This is a genomic window from Natrinema ejinorense, from assembly GCF_002494345.1.
Lineage (GTDB): Archaea > Halobacteriota > Halobacteria > Halobacteriales > Natrialbaceae > Natrinema > Natrinema longum.
On sequence record NZ_NXNI01000001.1, the window covers coordinates 3,510,672 to 3,532,483 of the forward strand.

At 65.0% G+C, this 21,812-nt stretch carries 16 protein-coding genes and 1 tRNA gene; 7 read left to right on the top strand and 10 right to left on the bottom strand.

The window, feature by feature from the left end:
* The first annotated feature begins 48 nt into the window (after window positions 1-48).
* On the top strand, window positions 49-1,206 hold the full coding sequence (locus tag CP557_RS17285) for an MFS transporter (protein WP_097381050.1): 1,158 nt from the start codon (window positions 49-51) through the stop codon (window positions 1,204-1,206).
* 283 nt (window positions 1,207-1,489) lie between these two features.
* Here CP557_RS17285 and CP557_RS17290 read toward each other — a convergent pair.
* From CP557_RS17290 to CP557_RS17310, 4 genes are all read right to left on the bottom strand, one after another.
* Window positions 1,490-1,573: transfer RNA gene (locus CP557_RS17290), tRNA-Leu, on the bottom strand.
* Between the two features lie 57 nt (window positions 1,574-1,630).
* Window positions 1,631-1,978 carry a ferredoxin gene (locus CP557_RS17295; protein ID WP_097381051.1) on the bottom strand — a complete coding sequence of 116 codons (348 nt, stop codon included), beginning with the start codon at window positions 1,976-1,978 and terminating at the stop codon, window positions 1,631-1,633.
* Between the two features lie 634 nt (window positions 1,979-2,612).
* Window positions 2,613-3,392 (bottom strand): IclR family transcriptional regulator, encoded by a 780-nt coding sequence (locus CP557_RS17300; RefSeq protein ID WP_097381052.1) that lies wholly within the window; start codon window positions 3,390-3,392, stop codon window positions 2,613-2,615.
* Between the two features lie 448 nt (window positions 3,393-3,840).
* Window positions 3,841-5,376, bottom strand: a complete 1,536-nt coding sequence (locus CP557_RS17310) for an aldehyde dehydrogenase family protein (protein ID WP_097381054.1) — start codon at window positions 5,374-5,376, stop codon at window positions 3,841-3,843.
* A 131-nt stretch (window positions 5,377-5,507) separates the two neighbouring features.
* On the opposite strand from CP557_RS17310, the gene CP557_RS17315 reads away from it, so the two are divergent.
* The 4 genes from CP557_RS17315 to CP557_RS17330 all read left to right on the top strand — a co-directional run bounded on the left by CP557_RS17315 (window position 5,508) and on the right by CP557_RS17330 (window position 9,690).
* On the top strand, window positions 5,508-6,242 hold the full coding sequence (locus CP557_RS17315; protein ID WP_097381055.1) for a helix-turn-helix domain-containing protein: 735 nt from the start codon (window positions 5,508-5,510) through the stop codon (window positions 6,240-6,242).
* 85 nt (window positions 6,243-6,327) lie between these two features.
* On the top strand, window positions 6,328-7,167 hold the full coding sequence (locus tag CP557_RS17320; RefSeq protein WP_097381056.1) for a proline dehydrogenase family protein: 840 nt from the start codon (window positions 6,328-6,330) through the stop codon (window positions 7,165-7,167).
* A 321-nt stretch (window positions 7,168-7,488) separates the two neighbouring features.
* Entirely contained in the window at window positions 7,489-9,177 is a 1,689-nt protein-coding gene (locus CP557_RS17325) for a sodium/proline symporter (protein ID WP_097381057.1), read from the top strand.
* A complete protein-coding gene (locus tag CP557_RS17330; protein WP_097381058.1) occupies window positions 9,178-9,690 on the top strand; it encodes a hypothetical protein in 513 nt (170 codons plus the stop codon).
* 605 nt (window positions 9,691-10,295) lie between these two features.
* Here CP557_RS17330 and CP557_RS17335 read toward each other — a convergent pair.
* The 4 genes from CP557_RS17335 to CP557_RS17350 all read right to left on the bottom strand — a co-directional run bounded on the left by CP557_RS17335 (window position 10,296) and on the right by CP557_RS17350 (window position 16,640).
* The gene (locus CP557_RS17335; RefSeq protein WP_097381059.1) at window positions 10,296-11,240 is read right to left on the bottom strand and encodes an oxidoreductase; all 945 of its coding nucleotides are present in this window, start codon (window positions 11,238-11,240) and stop codon (window positions 10,296-10,298) included.
* A 77-nt stretch (window positions 11,241-11,317) separates the two neighbouring features.
* Window positions 11,318-15,136, bottom strand: a complete 3,819-nt coding sequence (locus CP557_RS17340) for a PAS domain S-box protein (protein WP_097381060.1) — start codon at window positions 15,134-15,136, stop codon at window positions 11,318-11,320.
* 116 nt (window positions 15,137-15,252) lie between these two features.
* Window positions 15,253-15,750: a peptidylprolyl isomerase gene (locus CP557_RS17345; protein ID WP_245853047.1), complete on the bottom strand. Its 498-nt coding sequence runs from the start codon at window positions 15,748-15,750 to the stop codon at window positions 15,253-15,255.
* A gap of 371 nt (window positions 15,751-16,121) precedes the next feature.
* Window positions 16,122-16,640, bottom strand: a complete 519-nt coding sequence (locus tag CP557_RS17350) for a peptidylprolyl isomerase (protein ID WP_097381061.1) — start codon at window positions 16,638-16,640, stop codon at window positions 16,122-16,124.
* A gap of 157 nt (window positions 16,641-16,797) precedes the next feature.
* Here CP557_RS17350 and CP557_RS17355 point away from each other — a divergent pair, with 157 nt between their 5' ends.
* Window positions 16,798-17,769, top strand: a complete 972-nt coding sequence (locus CP557_RS17355) for a succinylglutamate desuccinylase/aspartoacylase family protein (protein WP_097381699.1) — start codon at window positions 16,798-16,800, stop codon at window positions 17,767-17,769.
* Window positions 17,770-17,779: 10 nt separating this feature from the next.
* Here the strand turns inward: CP557_RS17355 and CP557_RS17360 are convergent, their stop codons facing one another.
* Together CP557_RS17360 and CP557_RS17365 are read right to left on the bottom strand one after the other, a co-directional pair.
* Window positions 17,780-18,439 carry an HAD family hydrolase gene (locus CP557_RS17360; protein WP_097381062.1) on the bottom strand — a complete coding sequence of 220 codons (660 nt, stop codon included), beginning with the start codon at window positions 18,437-18,439 and terminating at the stop codon, window positions 17,780-17,782.
* A gap of 98 nt (window positions 18,440-18,537) precedes the next feature.
* Entirely contained in the window at window positions 18,538-19,299 is a 762-nt protein-coding gene (locus tag CP557_RS17365) for an SDR family NAD(P)-dependent oxidoreductase (protein ID WP_097381063.1), read from the bottom strand.
* Between the two features lie 625 nt (window positions 19,300-19,924).
* Between CP557_RS17365 and CP557_RS17370 the strand changes: the two genes are divergently transcribed.
* Window positions 19,925-21,298, top strand: coding sequence for an MATE family efflux transporter (locus tag CP557_RS17370; protein WP_097381064.1), 1,374 nt, complete (start codon window positions 19,925-19,927; stop codon window positions 21,296-21,298).
* The last annotated feature ends 514 nt before the right edge of the window (window positions 21,299-21,812 follow it).

Sequence of the window (21,812 nt, forward strand, 5' to 3'; positions counted from 1 at the left end):
GGCGTTCGGTTTCGGAACGCTTGAGGTCCGTTATCAGAAATACCGACTGTGCCTCGTTCCCGACTCTTCGCGTCCCTCTGTGGCCTCGTCTTTCTCGTCAATCTCGCCAGAATCGTCTTCGCACCGCTTCTGGACGTGTTTATCACCGAGTTCGCGATCGGGGAGGCCACTGCCGGACTGATCGCGACGCTCGTCTGGGTCGGGAGCGCCTCCCTTCGACTGCCGACCGGGTGGCTCCTGACGAAGGTTCCGAGACACCGCATCGTAGTCGCGTCCGGACTCGTTCTCTCGGTTTCGTCCGGACTGGCCGCGACCGCGACGACGGTCCGACACCTCATGGCCGGCGCCTTCCTCATGGGGATCGCCTCCGGGATATACTTCGTCGCGGCGAATCCGCTCGTGAGCGAACTGTACCCATCCCGCGTCGGTCGCGTCATGGGAATCCACGGGGCGGCCAGCCAGATCGCCGCGGTGATCGCCGCGCCGTTCGTCGCGCTGACGCTGCTCGTCGACTGGCGACTCTCGCTGTGGGCGATCGCCGTCGGCGCGGCAGTGATAACGGGCTACACGTGGCTCGCTGCGAGGGACACCGAGATGCCGGCGGCGGGTGAAGAAGACCGCGACTTCCTCGGCAGTGCGCTTTCGGAGTGGCGCATCATCGTCACGGGACTGGCGATCGTCGGCGCGGCGGTGTTCGTCTGGCAGGGCGTCTTCAATTTCTACGAACTGTACATGCAGTCGAAAGGGCTCTCCGATCGAACGGCGGGCGCAATGCTCACGGTCGTCTTCGCGTCGGGCGTTCCCGCGTTTTTCGTCGGCGGCGATCTGGCCGACAGACTCCCCCACGTGCCGTACCTGCTCGGAATCGTCGGCGCGTTCTCCGCGTGTCTGTACGCGCTGACGCTCGTCGAAGGCCTGCTCGCGATCGTCGCCATCACCGTGATCCTCGGGTTCGTCGTCCACGCCCTGTTCCCGGCCACGGACACCTACCTCCTCGATACGCTCCCCGATTCGACGCGTGGCAGCGCCTACGCCGCGTTCAGCTCCGCCTGGATGCTGACGCAGGCGCTCGGTTCCTCCGCCCTCGGGGTCTTCATCGAGCAGGACTACTCCTACGACGCGGTGTTCGCCAGCGCCGCGCTCTTCCTCGCTGCCACGATCGCCATCCTCGCCGTCCTCGAGTGGCGGGGATGGCTACCGAGTTGAACTGCCCGGAGTCGATCGTCCGCCGTCGCTGCTCGTGAGTTGCGCGCAGCGACATGCGAGGGTTGGGATTCGAACCACGCCCGAGAACCTGCTCGCGCTGCTCGCAGAACCTCGGTCTGATTCGAATCCCGCGTCTCGTACTCGTCACTCGCGGATGCTCGTGACGAGTGCGAGGGTTGGGATTTGAACTACCGCAAGACGGTCGCTCACTCCGTTCGCCCTGCGTCTTGCGTCGTTCAAATCCAAGAACGCAGTCGCTGCTTGCGAGTTGCGCGCAGCGATATGCGAGGGTTGGGATTTGAACCCAAGGACTCCTACGAGAGCGGGTCTTAAGCCCACCGCCGTTGGCCTGCTTGGCTACCCTCGCACAGAAGTGCACTCGAGGATTGGCCCGGAGTCGGGATGTGCGTTTCGATTCGTACCCTTACCAGTCGACGCTCAACGTCCCGTCGCCGTGGGGATCCGGCGCGATTTCCTCGTCGGTCCGGCGGTCGACGACGTGGATACAGCCGTCGTCTTTCTTCGCCGGGCAGACCTCCGCGGCGCGGACGTTGTGCTCGAGGTCCTCCTCGCCGAAGAAGTACTCGGTGGGCTGGGCCATGCCGGAGGCGATGGACATCTCCCAGTTGGCGCTGACCTCGGCGCACTTGCCCGCGCCGAAGCACTTGTTCGCCTCGAAGATGATCTTGTACGGTTTCTCCGCCACCGGCGGCGCGTCGCTCGATCCGACATCGCTGGCGCGCTGGATGCCGTCGTCGTCGTCGTCGCTCATATGTACCCGTTCGGGCGAGCCGTCTTTCGCGTTACGGTTGTCGCGAACGACAGTGTGCGGCGAGGGGTGGGCGAGGAGTGGGTCTCCGTGGCGCCCCTCCCGAAACCGGCCTCGGTTCCATCGCTGGTCGACTGTACCACGTCATTTAGAAACAACATAGATGTTTATTCTATACTTCTTCTCTCCGTCGAGCCACAAATAGTTCTGAAATATGAAATAGTGGGTATATAATAGAACGTGGCAGAGAATCGTCCGAAACGGGGTCGGTCCAGTGCCGTTCCGATCGATGAAACAGTGTTGCGGTCCATCGATGAACGACGCTGTTCGTCCGCGGTGGTCGATTCCGAACCGAGCGAGAGTACTCACCACCGGTCCAGTAGATAGAACACGTCTCCCTTTGGGGCCGCGTCCAGACCCGACGGCGACGACACTGCGGGTTCTATCGATCGCTCCGATTGACCGACAGCTCCGTGACTTCGATTCCGGGCGGGACGAGACCCCGAGCGCTGAGAGCCCATAGTATAATTGTAATTTACTATTCTTGACTGCCACACCTATTTCTAATAACAAACTTCAAAAAAGTTTCTTCGGCCGTTCTCCGTACGGTGTTGATTACACTCATATGTGTGTAATGCTATCGGAATAGTTCCGACTCGAGCGACTCGATTTCGTCGAGTAACAGCTGTCCGATCTCTTCCGTGGTCGATTCGTCGACGGCCATGCGGTAGGTCGGACCGCCGATCGAGAACGCGCCGACGACCTCGCCGTCGGGGTTCGTTACGGAAGCGCCGACGGACCGATACCCGGCGATCAGTTCCTCGTCGTTGATCGCGTAGCCGCGGTCTCGGATCGCCGCGAGTTCGTCGAACAGCGCCGTTTCGTCGGTGACGGTTTGGTCGGTCGTCGACGGAAACCCCCACCGATCGATGATCTCTCGGATGCGTGGCTCGGGCATCGATGCCAGCATGGCCTTGCCCGAGGCACAGTTGTGCATATAAAACCGGTTCCCCGCCCGAAACGGCCCCCGTTCAGAGAACCCGCGTCGGCTCGACTCACCGATCGCGTACTCGAGTGAGTACGCGCGGCCGTTCTCCTCGACGATGAAGTCGGCTTCGTGTCCGGTCTCTTCGGCGAGGGAGTAGACCCGTCTCCGGGCCGTCGCGTACAGCGGGTTTCGGTCCCGCGCGTGCTCGCCGAACGGGAGGAACTCGAGGCCGACGTGGTAGGTGTCCCCGTCGCGGACGAGAAACCCCTCGTCGACCAGCGTGTGGAGGTGATTGTGGACGGTGCTTTTCGCCAACCCGAGGCGGTTGGCCAGCTCGCTCAGCGTGGCCTCGTCGCTGTTTCGGACCGCCCGAACGAGCGCGAGCGACGTTTTCGTCGTCTTGACCGGTCGGGGGCGTTCGTCCGTCATGGTCCGAAGTCCCGTTCCGTCGACGCATAAGCGTTCGGAATGTGTGAACGCCGTTTCGTTCGATCCGTCACCGATCGACTTTCTTTCTCGAAATCATGTTGGTATCGATGGGCGATCGGGGCGTGACACCCGTCTCGGTGCGCGTGCTCGGTCCGCCTACCGGCGGTCCCGCCGTCAGTACACGCCTCACCGAGCCCATCCGCGGCGTTGCGTTCGGAACGTGTGAACGGCCGATCGGACGTTCCCGTCCCCATCGGGACAGGGCTCCGGACCGGATCGCCGCCGGGACCGAGCCCGGACCGTTCACGCTGTCGGAACACCGCCGCTCGAGGCGTCATCTCGACGGGTGAAACGGTACTAGTCGGCCCCGCAGCGCCCCGTCCAGCCGCACCGTCGACACCACTCCTCCGGTGCGTCGGTCGATCCTCCACAGAGAGGACAGGTCGTTTCAGTCATCGTCCGTCGTGATGTCCGCGGACAGGCCCTGTGCCATCTCGATGTCGTTCGAGTTGTTCAGCGTCCACGCGGTGCGTTCGGTGACGGCCTCGATCACTTCCCGACCGCTCGGGTAGCCGTTCCCGGACTTCTTGACGCCACCGAACGGCAGGTGAACCTCCGCGCCGATACACGGGAGGTTTCCGTACGCGAGCCCGACCTCGGCGTTGTCCCGGTAGTAGTTGACCTCGCGGTAATCCTCGGAGATGATCGCGCCCGCGAGCCCGTACTCGGTGTCGTTGTGGATCTCGACGGCGTCTTCGATGTCGCCCGAGTACTCCATGAGTGCGACGTGGGGGCCGAAGACCTCTTCCTGGGTACAGCGGAGGTCCGCCTCGTGATCGGCCTCGTAGACGAAGGGGCCGACCCAGTGGCCTTCGGCGTGGCCGTCCGGAATCTCGTCGTCGGCCAGTTCGTCGCGGTCGACGAGGACGTCGACGTCTTCGCTTCGGGCGAGTTCGTTGTACTCGAGGACCTTCTCCTTGTGCTCGCCCTCGACGAGTGGCCCCATGAAGGTGTCCTCCGCGAGCGGATCGCCGACGGCGATGTTCTCGGCGATCTCGACGAAGCGCGATTTGAACTCGTCGTAGATGTCCTCGTGGACGATCAGGCGCTCGGCCGAGACGCAGCGCTGGCCGGTGGTCTTGAACGAACTCATGACGGCCGAGTGGACGGCCGTGTCGAGGTCGGCCTCGTCGGTGACGACGACCGCGTTCTTGCCGCCCATCTCACAGGCCGCGAGCGTGCCGGGCTGTTCGGCGACGGTGCGGGCGACTTCCTGACCGACCTCGGCCGAGCCGGTAAAGAGGACGGTGTCGACGCGCGGGTCGTCGACGATGGTGGCGCCCGCGTCGCCAAAGCCTTGCACCATGTTGAAGACGCCGTCGGGGATGCCGCTTTCCTCGAACATTTCGGCGACGATATGGGCACACCACGGCGTCTGTTCGGCGGGCTTCCAGACGACGGTGTTGCCCTCGACCAGCGAGACGGCCATGTGCCAGAAGGGGATCGCGACCGGGAAGTTCCAGGGCGTGATGCAGCCGACGACGCCGCGGGGTTTCCGCCGCATGTACGCGTCTTTGCTCCCGATCTCCGAGGGCACGACGTCGCCGTGGGGATGGCGGGCGTTGCCGGCGGCCCACTCGACCATGTGTGCGGCCTCGACGACGTCGGCTTTCCCTTCGGAAATCTCTTTGCCACACTCCTTCGTGACGATTTCCCCGAGTTCGTCCGTCCGATCGCGAAGCTCCTGGTAGATGTCCCACAGGTACTCCGCGCGATCGATGTGTGACAGTTTTTCCCACTCCTCTTGGACGCTGTCCGCGGCCTCGAGGGCCGCGTCGACGTCCGCTTCGGTTCCCCGGTGGAAGGTCCGAAGCGTCTCGCCGGTCGCCGGGTTCTCGCTCTCGAACGTGTCGTCGCCCTCTCCGTCGGTCCACTCACCGTCGATGTAATGGCGCTCGGGACGGGCTGTCGTCTGCTGACTCATACGCTATCGGTCGTCGATCGGGGAGGAATAACAGTGGCCTCCCATGGTCGGGCCGCCACGCCGGGGCCGGACGCCGTCGACAGACAGCATGTTTATAATGCTCACACGAGAACTGACGTTCGAGACCGATAATGAGTAGCACGAGTTCCACGACCACGACGGGGGCCGGGACGGCCGACGGGACGCGACTCACGCTCGAGATCTGGCATCCCGATTGCTGGGGATTACAGGCCACCGAGGCGGTCGACGCCGGACTCCTCGTTCATACCGCCCACCGAACCGTCGACGGGACGGTCAAGGGGCATTTCACTGCCTACGCCGACACGGCGGGTCGACTCGACGAGTTCGTTTCGTTCACCGACGAGTCGCCGCTGACGCACTCGACGGTCGAACTCGGCCAGGGCTCGGCGGGGACGGCACCGGATCCGGGAAACGTGACCCGCGAACTGTTCGTCGAATACGAGCCGGAACACAGCATCAGCGAAACGCTCGTCTCACATGGATTCATCCACGAGGCGTCGGTCCGCGTCGAGGGCGGCGTCGAACACTGGCCGGTCTTCGTCGCCGACGGTCGGGCGGAGGTCCGGGACCGGCTCGAGGCGATCCGGGCCGAGACCGACGCCACCATTTCGATCAGCAAGATTTCCTCGCCGGCGGGCGATCCGTCGGGCATGCCCGACCGGCTCGATCGCCTGACGCCCCGCCAGCGGGAGGCGTTCGACCTCGCCTGCGAACGCGACTACTACGCGTGGCCCCGCGAGATCAGCACGCGCGAACTCGCCGAGGAACTCGGCGTCTCGAAGACGACGCTGCTCGAGCACCTCCGGAAGGCCGAGGCGAAACTGCTCAACCCTGACGACGCCTGACCGCACCCCAATTATTTCACGCTGCTGCGGCCAGAACCTTGTGGTCGGGTATGCATTTAGGGTCGCTCGATCCCAGCGATACGGTATGATTCCGCCGATCGCGAGCCGTTTCGTCGCCGACACGACCGTCTCGGGGACGTTAGATCACGTCGCAGACTGCAACGACGACGGACTGGGCGCTATCGTCAACCTCCTCGGCGAACACTACCACGAGCGCGGCCCCGCGGACGAGGACGCCGACGAGTACTGCCGGCTGGTTTCCGAACTGGCCCGCCGCGACCTCGAGGGCTGTATCTCGGTCAAACCGTCCCAGATCGGGATCGACGTCGGACCCGATGTCTTCGCGGCGAACTTCGAACGGATCGTCGAGGCCGGGGCCGACGAGGACGTGTTCGTCTGGTGTGACATGGAGGATCACACGACGACGGATACGACCTTGGACGCCGTCGAAGCGACGGCCCGCGACCACCCCCACGGCGTCGGCGTCGCCATTCAGGCGAACCTCAAACGGACGCGGGACGACTTGCGCCGACTGTCCGACGTTCCCGCCGCCGTTCGGCTGGTGAAAGGTGCCTACGACGAACCGTCGTCGGTCGCTCACCAGTCGAAGACAGTCGTCAACGACGCCTACGAGGCCCACCTCGAGTACCTGTTCCGCGAGTTCGATCGCGGCGTCGCCGTCGGGAGCCACGACCCACAGATGCTCGAACTCGCGACCGATCTCCACGAGGAGTACGGCACGCCCTTCGAGATTCAGATGCTCATGGGCGTTCGCGAGGACGCACAGCGGGAGCTCGCCCGGCAGGGCTACGAGGTCAACCAGTACGTCCCCTACGGCGGCAAGTGGATGCAGTACTTCTACCGGCGGATCCGCGAGCGAAAGGAGAACGCGTTGTTCGCGCTCCGGGCGGTCGTCGGCGTGTAACGAGTTCCCGCCGCCCCGGAGGAACGCCTCGAACTCCGTCGGAGCGCCGACCCGACCCGGACCGAGCGTGTCGGAAAATTCACCGTTCGACCAGTACTAGCGATAGTCTCTTGTCAGACGAATAGTTTCGCGTCGAAAAGCGGGAGTTCGGTAGTCTTATGTATGGGTAGGGAGCACACGCCTGTATGCCTGAGAGTGGTTCAGTCGAACTGTTATGGTTATTCGGGCCGTTCGCCGTGTATCTGGTACTGCTCGCCGTGTATTACGTCTGGGAAGGAAAGAGAGAACGTCAGCTCCGACGGCGCTACGGGGGGGAGAACCATGGCAACTGACGGGCTCGCCGGGTCGGCGGGTGCGTGGGTCCTCGGAACGTTCGCCGTGTACCTCCTCTTTCTCCTCGGGATCGGACTGTACTCCTCCCGGCTCATGGACTCCGTCGACGATTACGTCATCGGGGGCCGGAGCGTCGGCCCCGTCGTCACGGGCTTTTCCGAACGCGCCTCCGAGATGAGCGGCTGGCTCACGCTGGGAGTTCCAAGCGACGCGTTCGGTACCGGGGTCATGGCGTTTTATAATGCCCTCGGGATGATCCCCGCCGACCTGTTCGCGTGGGCCGGCCTCGCGAAGCGACTCCGGAAGTATACGGAAGTCGTGAAAGCGGTCACGTTGCCGACGTTCTTCGAGACGCGTCTGCAGGACGATACCGGATACGTCAAAGGCGTCTCCGCGTTCGTGCTGATGATCTTCGAGGGCGGCTACGTGGGTGCACAGATCGTTGCCGCCGGGACGCTGCTGGAGGTCCTCACCGGCGTCTCGTCGCTGGTCGGGATCCTTGCAGGCGGCGTCATCGTCGTCGGCTACACCATGCTCGGTGGCTACTTCGCCGTCGCGTGGTCGGACTACTTCCAGGGTGCGATCATTCTGATCGCGTTCATCATACTGCCGGTGTTGGCGTTTACCAGCTACGGACTGCCGTTCGAGGACCTCGCGTCCGTCGGGAGTTCCTACACGAGCGTCACGGCCGGCATGACCGGCTGGGCGGCCATCTTCGGGATCATCAGCTACGCCGCGATCGGGCTCGGCATCCCCGGGAATCCGCACGTGATGGTCCGGTTCATGGGCATCGACGAGGTCAAAAACGTGCGCCTCGCCGCGCTCGTCGCGCAACTGTTCATGTTCATCGCGTACATCGGGGCCGGGTTCGTCGGACTGTACGCACTCGTCGTCTTCGGTCAAAGCGGGATCGAAGACCCGAACAACGTTATGCCGATGCTCACGCTCGAGTTCTTCCCCGGTGCGATCGCGGGGATCATCCTGGCGGCCGCACTGGCCGCGATGATGTCCAGCGCCGACTCGCAACTGCTCGTCGCGACGAGTGCCATCGTCGAGGACGTCTACCACGGCTACGTCAATCCGGACGCGAGCCAGGAGTCGCTGGTGCGATACTCGCAACTCGTCACGCTCGGGCTCGGCGGGGCGAGCATCGTCTTCGCGTACATCGCACAGAACACTCCCATCTACACGCTCGTCCTCGATTACGCCTGGGGCGGCCTCGGAGCGGCCATCGGCCCGACGCTCATCGCCTCGCTGTGGTGGAAGCGGGTTTCTGCCGCCGGCTCCGTCGCGAGCATGATCGTCGGCACCGCGACGATGTTCCTGTGGACCCAGCTCTCGACCGTCCTCGAGTTCGTCGGACTCATGGGTGCAGTCGACGGATCGGCGTTCCTGTCCGGGTTCGTCGGCGTCTACGGACTGTTCCCGGCGTTTATCCTCTCGACGACGACGCTCATCGTCGTCTCCCTGCTCACGAGACCTCCGGAGGGCGTCGACGACCACTTCGACACCTTCGACAAACCGCTGTCGGCGCTCTCGAGCGACGACGATCCGACCGGCACTCCCGAGTACGTCACCGACGGCGGGCGCGACATCGAGCCGAAGGCGATCACGGAGACCGACAACATCCGCGCCCACGTCGCGGCCAGCGACTACTGGGAGACGGGTGACGAATAGATGAGCGACGCGCGCCGAGGTGGCGTCGAGCCGGCGACGCGCGACCGGCAGCACCGGGAACGGGCGGAGCTGACCGTCATCGAACCGACGGTGGCCCGCGCGGACGTCGTTTCGACCGGCCGCGTCGGCGCGGTCGCCTATCCTTACCGCGTCGTGGACGCCGTCGCGACGATCGAGCGGCCGCTGCTCTCGGACCGCGACATCGAATACGTCGTCAGCGTCGACCGCTCCCGTCGGCTCGCCGTCCGAGCCGACGTGTTCCCCGAGACCGTCGCGACGACCCTCGAGGACGTGCTCGTCGTTCCCGCCGCCCTCTCCGGGGATCAGGCCCTCGAGAAGGCGGAAGACGCCGTATTCAAGTGGACCCTTCGGACGGTCGCCGTCGGCTCCGCGCCGGCGGTCACCTTCGAGCAGTCGGTCGATGCCCACAAGCTGTTCTGGATCGCGTCCCGGCCCGACGGCGACGTCATCGTCGACAGCGTTCGCGGCACCGAGACGCCGCTGACGGACTGACGGCCTCGAGCGCTCGGTTCGTTGCCGACCGTCGATCCCACGCGTCGGATTTCGGATTCGAGATCCGCGCGGCGAAACCGCAGTTACGCGAGCGGTATCCGTGCGTGCCGTCGTGATGGTCACGCCGCCCTCGGAGCGGCGACGAATCGACGATATGTCTGACGCAGAGCTATAACTTATATTCGACACGAACCGTCCTCGACGCCGTTCGGCGGCCGACTGCTCGAGGGAAGCGCATCATCGAGGCGGACCCGGCCTCGAGTCGTCCGGAAGTTCGGAGAACGGCGGTAGTAGGACGGAAACCGGTCGCTGTCGCGGCGGCGACGCCGTGTCGGTTGCCGCGGCGTCCGTGGGCCGCGGCGGACGAAATCAGGTCCGGCCCGATCGATGGAAGCGGAGATTTCGCGCGTATCGGGAGTTTGGGGTCCGCTGATAGCCATTCTACTCGAACGGTGTTGTCGTCGAGTGGCCGCCGTCCTCGCCGCGCTTTCCGCTGGAAAACCGACCCCGTCCTATTATTCGAGATCTGATGTAACCGTGGAATCATATGGAAACGTACTAGAACCACGTGCTCACCGTGCGATCGTCGGCGACCGTTGACCCTCTCAGAGCTCGGCGGTCGGCTCCGGCAGATCGTACGTGACCCCCGTCAGTTCGCTCGAGACGTCCCAGAGCGTCCGGGCCGTCTCCTCGTCGTCGGATCGATCGGATGAGGCCTGTCGTTCGGGCGTCCCACGCATGTTCATGAACCCGCCGGGGCCGTAGTAGGCACCGCCCTCGGCGTCGGGCGCGGTCGCGGCGTACAGGGTCGGGAGCGCGCCCATTTCGGCCGACTGTGCGACGACCGCGTTCAGCACCGTCATCGCCGTCTTTCGGAGGGTGCTGCCGCTCTGTTCAGGCCCGCGAAACTGCAATCGCGTGTTCGCATAGCCCGGATGGACCGCCATGCTCTGGGCGTTCCGGCCGTCACTGCGAAACCGTCGTTCGAGTTCGTACGCGAAGAGCACGTTCGCCAGTTTCGACTGGGCGTAGGCGTCCCACTTGTCGTAGGACGCCTCGCTCTGGAGGTCGTCGAAGTCGATCGCACCCCGTTCGTGGACGCCGCTCGAGACGGTGACCACCCGCGCCGGCTCCTCACCGTCGGTCGCGAGCGCGTCGAGCAACAGGCCGGTCAGCGCGAAGTGGCCCAGGTGGTTGACGCCGAACTGGGTTTCGAACCCGTCTGCGGTCTCCGATCGGGGGATCGCCATGACCCCGGCGTTGTTGATCAGGACGTCGATTTTCTCGTCTTCGAGTCCGTCTCCGACGGCCCGAACCGACTCGAGGTCGCCCAGGTCGCACCTCGCGATGCTGAGGTCGGCGTCGGGAACCTCCGCCTGCACGTCTCGGGCCGCCGTCTTGGCGCGCTCGACGCTCCGGCATGCCATGATCACCCGCGCCCCGTTGCGCGCGAGTTCGCGGGTCGCCTCGAGACCGATACCGCTGTTCGCACCCGTAACGACGATCGTGCGTCCGTCCTGATCGGGAATATCGTCGGCAGTCCAGCCCATACGTGTCCATCATCCGTACGCGGCTAAACGGATTGGGTTCCCCCTCGAATTCGCCGACTTCGGATGTATCGACGGCGCTACTGTGTGCGGGAGGCCGGCATGGTAAAGGAGAACGTCGACCCCTCGCCGGGTTCGGCGTCGACCCAGATCTCGCCACCGTGGCGCTCGACGATTCGTTCACTGAGCGCGAGCCCGATCCCCGTTCCATCGTACTCTTCGCGGCTGTGGAGGCGATTGAAGATGGTGAACACCCGCTCTTGGTCGTCGGGATCGATTCCGATCCCCTCGTCGGCGACCGAGATCACCCACTCCTGGCCCCGCCGTTCGGCGTCGACGTGAACCCGCGGCGGGTCGTCGCCCCTGTAGGTGATCGCGTTCGACAGTAGATTCTGGAAGACCTGCCGTAACTGGCTGGCGTCGCCCCCCACGCGGGGCAGTTCGCCGACCGTGATCTCGGCGTCGGTTTCCTCGATCCGGAACTGGAGGTCCGCGAGGACGTCGTCGACGAGGTCCTCGGGGTCCGTTGGCTCGAACGGATCACCCTCAGTCTCGACGCGGGAGTACTTGAGGAGGCCGTCGATCATCTCTCGCATGCGCTCGGCACCGTCGACCGCGAACGCGAGGAATTCCCGACCGTCCTCGTCGAAGGCGTCGCCGTAGCGGTTCTCGAGCAGGGTGAGATAGCTCGTGACCATCCGGAGGGGTTCCTGCAGATCGTGGGAAGCGGCGTAGGCGAACCGTTCGAGGCGTTCGTTCGACTCCTCGAGTTTCCGTTCGTACTCCCGGCGCTCGGTGACGTCCTGAACCATGACCATCCCGGCGAAGATCTCGTCGTCCTCGTTGCGGACGGGCACGGTATGCGCCCAGATGTCCCGGCCGCGGGCCTGATACTCGAACGTGTTCGACTCGCCGTCGAAGACGGCTCGGAAGTGCGGTTCGATCTCCGCGACGAGGTCGTCCGGATGCCGTTCGTCGAGGATCACACCGGTGACCTCCTCCTCCGAGACGCCGCGATCGTCGAACGCCTCGCCGCCGACGACGATGTACTCGAGGTCCTCGTCGTACAGTCCCACTGCCCCCTTGGGGAAGTTCTCGACGAGCGTTCGATACCGGCGTTCGGACTCTTCGAGCTCCCGTTCCCGCGCCTTTCGCTCGCTGATGTCCCGGGTGATGCCGACCCGATGCCACGCGCTGTCGTCGTCGGGCAACATCGCGAAATTGGCCTCGACGGGAACGAGATCACCGTCGGCCGTCCGGAGTTGGGCTTCCATCGTCGACCAGTCCGTGTCTTCCGTCGCCGTCGCCTCGAGTTCGCGAACGCGGTCGATCACGTCGTCGTCGACGACCCGGGAGACGTGTTCGCCGACGAGGTCGGCGGGCTCGTAGCCGAGCATCTCCGCGTACGTCTCGTTGACCATCGTGAACTGGCCCTGCTCGTCGACGACGTAGACGCCGTCGTTGACCACCTCGACGATAGTCTCGTAGCGCTCGAGGCGGTTCTCGCGTTCGACCTGCTCGGTGACGTCCTGTGTGAAACTCAGCCCGGCGAAGATCTCGCCGCCGGCGTCGCGCAACGGCGTCGCCCAGACGCGCCAGTGGCGACCATCGAACGTCGTCTCCGCGCTCCCCGTTTCGCCGTCCTCGACGGCCGCACGGAACAGCGACTCGAGGTCCGCGACCGTTTGTTCGGGGAAAATCTCGGGGAGTCGGTTGCCCTCGAGTCGCTCCCCGGGTGGGAGCGTCTCGCCGAGCTCGCTGCCTTCGGCGAGGGTGTACTCGAGGTCGCGGTCGTAGACGCCGACGGCACCGTTCGGGAAGCGCTGGGTCAGCGTTCGGTAGCGCCGTTCGGACTCCTCGAGGCGGCGCTCGCGCTCGCGGAGTTCCCGCTCGTGCTCTTTGCGCTCGGTGATGTCCTGAACCATGACCATCCCGGCGAAGATCTCACCTTCTTCGTCCGTCACGGGGACGGTGTGGGCTATCCAGTCCCGATCGTGGAGCGCGATCTCGAAGGAGGCGGTCTCGCCCTCGAGCGCGGCCTCGAATCGCGGTTTCAGCCGTTCGGCCACCTCCGGGGGGTATCGTTCCTGCAGCGTCGTCCCGACGATTTCGCCGGTCGAATCGTCGATTTCGTCGAAGGCCGAACCGCCGACGATCTGGTACCGGAGGTTCTCGTCGAACAGCCCGACTGCACCGTTGGGGAAGTGGTCGATCAGCGTCCGGTAGCGCTGTTCTGACTCCTCGAGTTGGCGCTCGTACTCGTAGCGCTCGGTGACGTCCTGTGACATGCCAAGCGCGGCGAACACGTCGCCGTCGTCGTCGCGAACCGGCGCGACTTGGATGTCGTAGACGCGACCGTTAGACCGCATTTCGAACGCACTCGCGTTCCCCTCGAGGGCGGCCTCGTACCGCGGAACGAGTTCGTCGGCCAGCGACGACGGGACCGCCTCTCGAACCGGTTGCCCCTCGATCTCCGCGGCCGTCGCGTCGGCCACGTCCAGCGGCGTTCCGCCGACGGTCCGGTAACACAGGTCCTCGTCGACGAGCGCGACGGCCCCGTTCGGGAACTGCTCGACGAGCGTTCGATAGCGTTGCTCCGATTCCGCGAGTTCGGACTCCAGCTGTTTGCGCTCGGTAATATCGGCGACGATCCCCTCGATATCGACGAGGTTCCCCTCGTCGTCGAAGACGCCGCGGCCGTAGTCCCTGACCCACCGCCGTTCGCCGTCGGCGGTCTCGATGCGGTAGGTCTCGGAGAACGTCCGTTTCTCGTCGATCACCCGCTGGACCGTCTCCCACAGCGTCTCGCGGTCGGCCTGTACCATCACGTCCTCGCCCCAGCTGAGCTCGCCGGACTCGAGGGCGGCGGGTTCGTAGCCGGTCAGTTCCCCGCAGGCGTCGCTGACGAACGCCATCGGCCAGCCGTGTTCGTTCTCGCAGCGATAGACCATGCCGGGGACGTTGTCCATCAGCGTCGACAGTTGGCGTTCGCGTTCCTTGCGCTCGGTGACGTCGCGGTCGGAGACGATGACGGAGGTGACTTCGCCCGCCTCGTCCGTGACGGGCCTGAAAACGCCCTCGAGCGCGTACTGCTGGCCGTCAGGCCGCGTGAGGTCCGCCTGAAAGGTCACGTATTCGCCGGCGGCGGCCCGCTCGGTCCACCGCTGGACATCGTCTTGCACGTCGTCCTCGCTCCACCACGGCGTCTCCCAGAACGGCTCGCCGGTCACGTCGTCCGGATCGGCGTCGATGTACTCCATCGCCGTCCCGTTGATGTCGACGACCGTGCCGTCGGGCTCGAGCAGCCCCACGAGAATGTTCGGGTCCTCGAAAATCGCCTCGAATCGGCGCTCCGTCCGCTCGAGTTCGCGCCGCGCCCGGTCGGTTTCGATCGCCGACCCGAGAACGTCCGCGACGCGCTCGAGGAAGTCGACGTCGTCGTCGGTATACACGCGCTGCTCGATGGCATAGGCGCTCAGGACGCCCCACGGCTCGTCGACGGGCCCGATCCGTGCGGCGGCGGCGCTGACGGCGTCGCGATCGCCGAGCGGCTCGGGGAGTGAGGCCCGCGATTCGCCGTCGAAATCGTCGATGACGACCGGGTCCACGGCGCGAATCGCGGTCCCGATCTGCGAGTCGCGGTCGGCGGCCACCGTCGTCGATCCGAGCCGGTCCGGCGGCCAGCCGGCCCCCTGTTTGAGTACCGCGTCGGTTCCGTCGCCTGGTCGTTCGAGGACGGCACAGTATTCGACGTCGAGCGTTGCCGCGACGGCCGCCGCCGCGTCCTCGAGTAGTCCGTCGAGATCCCCGGTCTCGAGGGCTTGCTGGCTGAGGTCGGCGACGACCGCCTGTCGATGAAGCCGGGCGCGGTGGTCCGCGTCGGTGGACGACGATCCCATTCACCCCTATACACCAGCCCAGATCGTAAAACGTCTTGGCCCGATATCGTCGAACGGAACCGTCGACGGCGGCTCGCAGCGATAGCGCTGCTGGGATCCGAAACCGTCGGGTCTCGTCACGCGGAATCGATCGTCACCGACTCGAGGACGACGGCGTCGGTCGGCCGGTCGTCGGCGTCGGTATCGACGCTGCCGATCTCGTGGACGACGTCCATCCCGCTGGTCACGTTCCCGAAGACGGTGTGGCGGTCGTCGAGGTGGGGCTGGGGTGCGAGCGTGATGAAGAACTGCGAGCCGTTGGTGTCGGGCCCGGAGTTAGCCATACTCAGGACGCCCGCGTCGTCGTGGCGCAGTTCGGGGTGAAACTCGTCGTCGAAGGTGTAGCCGGGGCCGCCGCGACCGGTGCCTGTCGGATCGCCGGTCTGGATCATGAACTCCTCGATGACGCGGTGAAAGGGCACGTCGTCGTACAGCGGCTCGCCCTCGATCTCCTCGCCCGTTTCGGGATCGACCCACGTGCGCTCGCCCGTCGCGAGGCCGACGAAGTTGTCGACGGTTCGGGGTGCACGTTCGTCGTACAGTTCGACCTCGATGCTGCCCGTATTCGTCTGCAACGTCGCCCTCGTCCCCTCGCTTGCAGCCCCATCCGCGGTCGAATCGCTCGTGTCGGGGCTCTTTTCCTCCGTGTCGTCCGGATTATCGCCCGCGCAGCCGGCGAGGGGCGCGGCGAGACTCGAGGTGGCTCCAGCCAGTAGCAGTCGTCGAGAGTGCGTGATACCGCTTCTGTCGGCGGCGTCGAAGTAATGGTATCGGATTCTTCGTCGGTGACCGAGTCCGCTCGACGCGAGCGCACGAACCGCGGAACGCAGCGCGAACGCGGTTGCGATCGGTCTCCGACGACTGAGACGGTTTGCTGTCCCGATGTCCCGGTGGGGCCCCGCAGGGCGGTCCCGGTCCCACCGACACTGACGGACAGGTGACCGTATTACTCGTAATCGACGTCGACGGACTCGAGGACGACGTCCGTTTTTGGTTGGTCGTTGGCGTCGGTGTTGACGTTGCCGATTTCGTGAACGACGTCCATTCCGTCGGTGACTTTTCCGAAGACAGCGTGGCGGTCGTCGAGGTGGGGCTGGGGCGCGAGCGTGATGAAGAACTGCGAGCCGTTGGTGTCTGGCCCGGAGTTGGCCATGCTCAGGATGCCCTCGTCGTCGTGGCGCAGCTCGTCGTGGAACTCGTCGTCGAACTGGTAGCCGGGGCCGCCGCGACCGGTCTCGGTCGGGTCGCCGCCCTGGATCATGAAGTCCTCGATGACGCGGTGGAACGCGACGTCGTCGTACAGCGGCTCGCCTTCGATCTCTTCGCCCGTCTCGGGGTCGGTCCAGGTCTTGCCGCCGGTCGCGAGCCCGACGAAGTTGTCGACGGTTCGCGGCGCGCGTTCGTCGTACAGTTCGACCTCGATGTCGCCCTTGTTGGTGTGCAGCGTCGCAGTAACGTCTCCCATACTCACCGGGATGGCAGGACGAGTGAAAACGGTAGTGGTCTAGAGCGACGAGCGATCGCCGGTCGTCCGTTCGTTTCCGATTCGGTTCGGAGCGTGAGGGGAGCCACCATCGACAGTCGGCCGCAGCTACATACCGCCGGCCGTGGAACGCCAGTCCATGAGCGACGGGACGCACACGACGGAACAGGTGACCCTCGCCCGCCTGCCGTCGGGCGTGGCGCTGACGACGACGATCCACATCTATCGCGGCGACGAACCGGGACCGACGCTGTACGTGCAGGCGGCCCAGCACGGCCGCGAGGTCAACGGAACGGAGGTCCTCCGTCGGTTTCACGAGCGAGTGCCCCTCGAGTCGCTGTCGGGGGCCGTGATCGCCGTCCCGGTCGCGAACCCGTTGACCTTCGATCGCGTCTCCTACACGACGCCGGAGCAACTCGACAGCGTCAATCCGAACATGAACCGCGTCTGGCCGGGCGACTGCGGCGGGAGTCTCCACCAGCGCATGGCCGCCCGCCTCTGGGAGTACGTCACGGCGGCCGACGCCGTCGTCGACCTCCACACGGGGAGCCCCGACATGCTGCCCCACGTCGTCTATCGCGAGGGCGACGAGCGAGCTCGCAGCCTCGCCGACGCGTTCGGGACGGAGCTCCTGCTGTCCGAGCGGACCGGTGAAGACGCCCCCGACGAGTGGCATCGTCGCGGCTTCGGGGGAAAGCTCCGGGTCGCCGCCGCCGAGGCGGGAATCCCGTCGATCACGCCGGAACTCGCTCACAACAAACAGATCCTCGAGGCGGTCGTGACGGACGGCGTCGACGGACTGCTCGACGTCTGCCAGGCACTCGACCTGCTCCCCGGCGATGTCCCCGAACGCGATCCAGTCGTCGCTCGAAATCATCTGGGGCAGGTCACCGCCGACGCGTCCGGCCTCTTCCGGCCGGCACCCGCCCTCGAGGTCGGGGAATCGGTCACGGAGGGGACGACGTTCGGGACGGTCTATCATCCGACGACGTACGAGCCGCTGCAGGAGGCCCGCACCGATCGGGACGGGATCCTCTACGCGCTCACCCGCGAGGCCACCGTGACCGCGGGCGACCAGCTCGCGAGCGTCGCGCCGGTTCGCGAGGAGTGATCGGCGGCGGTTACGCCACGATATCCGGGAGCGCCGACAGCGACTCGATGTCGTAGGTCGGCGTGACCGAGAGCGCGCCGTCGGGACAGTGCTGGCGACGGACGAACGCCGAATCGATTCCAGCGCGACGAGCCGCGATCACGTCGTGTTCGCTGTCGCCGACGTAAAGCGCCGAACCCGCCCCGAGGTCGGCGAGTGCTCGCTCGAGAAAGTGGGGGTCCGGCTTTTTCACTCGGAGGCTCTCGATCGTTTTCGGGCGACCGTAGTAGGTCTCGAACAGCGATTCGAGATCGAACGTTTCCAAGACGAACTCGATCGTACTGTGGTGGTTGTTGCTCACGACGCCACGGTCCTGGGGAAGGTCCGCGATCGTCGTCACGTCGTCGTATCGGTCTCGAGTGCCGGCTCTGAACGCGTCGAACTGGGATCGTTCGTCGTGGCGTTCACGGGCCTCCCAGAAGTTCTCCGGATCGAGGTCGTAGTCGGCACAGATCTCGTGTAAGTCTTCGACGGTCACGCCGCTCACGATGTCGTCGAGGTGCCGTCGGGCGACGTCGTCGACGCCCACGTCCCGAAACGCGGCCCGCGTCGCATCGACCTGGGTTTCGGACGCCGGCGGCTCGACGAGTACCCCGTCGCTGTCGAACAGAACTGCGTCGTATCCTGTCACGCGTTGAACTGATTAGAACAGCCGGTTGGGTGTTTCGATTCGCCGGCTCGCGGCGGTTCCGACCGACGACACGTGTTCGTCGTGATCTCCGAACGCCGTTAGCAGGTCGAGAACCCGCCGTCGACGACCAGCCCGTGGCCGCTGACGAACGACGACTCGTCGCTGGCGAGGAACAGGATCGCGTCGGCGATCTCGTCGGGCTTCCCGAGTCGCTTGAGCGGGTAGTCCGCCGCCATCTCCTCTCTGGCCGCCTCCGGGTCCTCCTGCTGTGCGAGGTAGCCCTCGAGCATCTGGGTCTCGGTGAAGCCGGGGCAGACGGCGTTGGCGCGGACGCCGTAGGGACCCGCTTCGGCGGCGACGGTCCGCGTCATGTTCAACACGGCGGCCTTGCTCGTCGAGTAGGCGGCCTGCTTGGGAAGGCCGAGGATGCTCGCCAGCGAGCCGACGTTGACGATCGCGCCCGATCCCTGCTCTTTCATGTGGGGGAGCGCCGCGTCGCAGCCGTTCCAGACGCCCTTGATGTTGATGTCGATGACGAAGTCCCGCATCTCCTCGTCGATCTCCTCGAGGCTGCCGCCGGGATGGCCCGTGCCAGCGTTGTTGACCATCACGTCCAGCCCGTAGGCGTCCGCGACCTCGTCGACGACGGCCTGAAATCGGTCGCTGTCCGTCACGTCCAGTTCGTGGAACTCGGCCTCGCCCCCGTCTTCCTCGATCGCCTCCGCGACTGCTTGCCCGCCCTCGGTATCGATATCCGTGACGATGACGCGTGCTCCTTCCTCGGCACAGCGTTCGGCCGTCGCCTGCCCGATTCCCGACGCCGCACCCGTGATAACAACTGTCTTGTTGTCGAGTCGCATAGGTTCGGTATCGAACGGGTGCTACATAAATTCGTTCATAATTTCCTCCCTCGGACACGAGGCTGTTTACGAAACAGTCGATACGGGCGAACACTGGTAACCATTCGTCGGCGGAGCGGTGCTTCCCCGCTTACTCGTCCGTCGACCACTGCTGGCACAGTTCGTTGCCGCTACACTCGAACGCCACTCGAGTACGTTCAGTTGATGTGTTTGACTAATTATGGTATTTATCATAAGTCAGATCCTAGTTATCAGCTCCCGATTCGTTGTCTGTCTCGACTCTCGATTTTGGCCCTCGAACGGACTGGTCCGCGGATCGTCGACGTTCGACTGGTCCTCTCCCAGGGCTGTCATCGGCGAAATCGGCTTGTAGATGGCTTCAAATGGTGGAATAGGCGCGTTCCGATACTTCGAACGACGAGCGGTTTCGGGTCACGGACCGCTCCTCGTCACGCACGGTCGGCGTTTCCGATCGGTAGCGGGTGGTCGATCCGGTGACGGCTTCAGCCGTCGCGAATATATTACACTTGAACTGTGTTCGCTTCCGGTAGGTAGGCCCCGGATTACCGTCGTGCCTGCCGGGATCAATACGTTGATCCGACGGATGCCCGTTGCCGAACGATGTATGGCCGAGTTCGACGGCCGCGTTCGGAGCGTGTGGCGGCGGACGGTGTCGCTCTCGTGGCCGATCGCGATTCAGCAGACGTTCAATACGCTGATGCGGACGGTCGACGTCATCGTCACCGGCCTATTCTCGCCGGCAGCCGTCGCTGCGGTCGGGCTCGCGGACCTCTACGCCCAGATACCGTTGCGGGTCGGTCTGGGACTCGGGACCGGTGCGATCGCCCTCTCGAGTCAGGACACCGGCCGCGGTGCGAAAGCGACCCGTAATCGGGCGATCACACAGGCCCTCCTCATCGGGGTTCTGGCCGGAATCCCGCTGACGGTCGTGGGGCTGACGGTATCGGAGCCGCTGATCGCCCTGCTCGGTGCCGAACCGGGCGTCGCCGAAATGGGCGGGCGCTACCTCGGACTGGTCTTCGCCGTCGCGCCGATGCGCATCGTCGGCCTCGTCGGCGCGCGGTCGTTACAGGGGACGGGCGATACCCGAACGCCGATGCTGGTCAACGTGGGCGCGAACGCCGTCAACATCGGGGCGACGGTCGGGTTGGGACTCGGTCTCGGCGTCCTCCCCGAACTGGGGATCGTCGGCGTCGGACTGGGGACGGCGATCAGCCGGACGCTCGAGGGTGGCGCGATCACGGCCGCGATCGCGATCGAGCGGACGGCCCCGTCGTTCGCTCGCCCGCGGAGCCTCACGATCACGCGCCAGCTCGTTGCCGTGAGTCTCCCGAATTTCGCCGAGGGAATGAGCACGTCCCTCGCGAACTTCCCGTTCAACGCGCTCTTGCTCACCTTCGGGACGGACGTGACGGCGGCCTACCACATCGGCCGCCGCAGCTACCAGCAGTTCAGCGGTCCGCTCTACCGCTCCTACAGCGTCGCCGCGAGCGTCATCGTCGGACAGGAACTCGGGGACGGCCGCCCCGGCGACGCACGGTTTTCCGGGCTGGCTATGACGGCGCTCAGCGTCCTGACGCTCAGTTTCGCCGGAGGCGTCCTGGTCGTCGGCGCATCCCCGATCGCGGGACTGTTCACGACCGATCCGGCGACCCTCGAGTACGCCGCGACCTTCACTCGCGTGTTCGGCGTCTCGATGTTCTTCTTCGGATTCTTCTTCCCGCTGTCGGGGAGTCTTCGCGGTGCGGGCGATACGCGGACGCCCTTCTACGCCCGCCTCACGGGAACCGTCGGCTTCCTGCTTGGCTTTTCGTACCTCGTCGGTGTCACCTTCGGCTACGGCCTCCCCGGCGTGTACGCCGGGATCGTCCTCAACTACGCGTGGTGGACACTCGTCGTGGGAGCCGGCTTCCTGTGGGGCGAGTGGGCCGACACGGCGGCGACGATGCTGTCCGAACGAGCGAACGATCCGAACTAACTGTCGTATCGATCAGCATCGAGCGGTTGGATATAAACGTTAGCTAGTAGCTTGCACTATTAATACAATACTAGACAAGTCTCGAGTCGTTCTCTGAGTCTCGTGGTGACCGACAGACCGACTCGGAAACCCGAGTATACGGCCGATAGCTCCGAAACGGTGCCTACTGGTCGACGATGCTTCGAACGAGCGGTTGGTATCCAGATTTACGGCTATGTGCGGTCTCGCTGGGGGCAATACGTAGATCCGCCGGAAACCGATCGTACAGAATTTATATTTATGTTGGGGTATATGGGAAACTGATATTATTCCGTCCGACGGTTCGGATCGACACCCGAATTCGACCGCGCCGCGCTCGCGGAGCGGACCGGGCTTCCAGCTCGAGTACGGAGAGTCGCCGCTGCATTACAACCTTACGTTTGTAATACCAGTCCGGTGTCGAACGATGGACGGCTCGCTCCACTGGGCTCCGTTCGCGGCGGGGCACCGTTCGTGGCGTTCCGCGGTGCGTTCG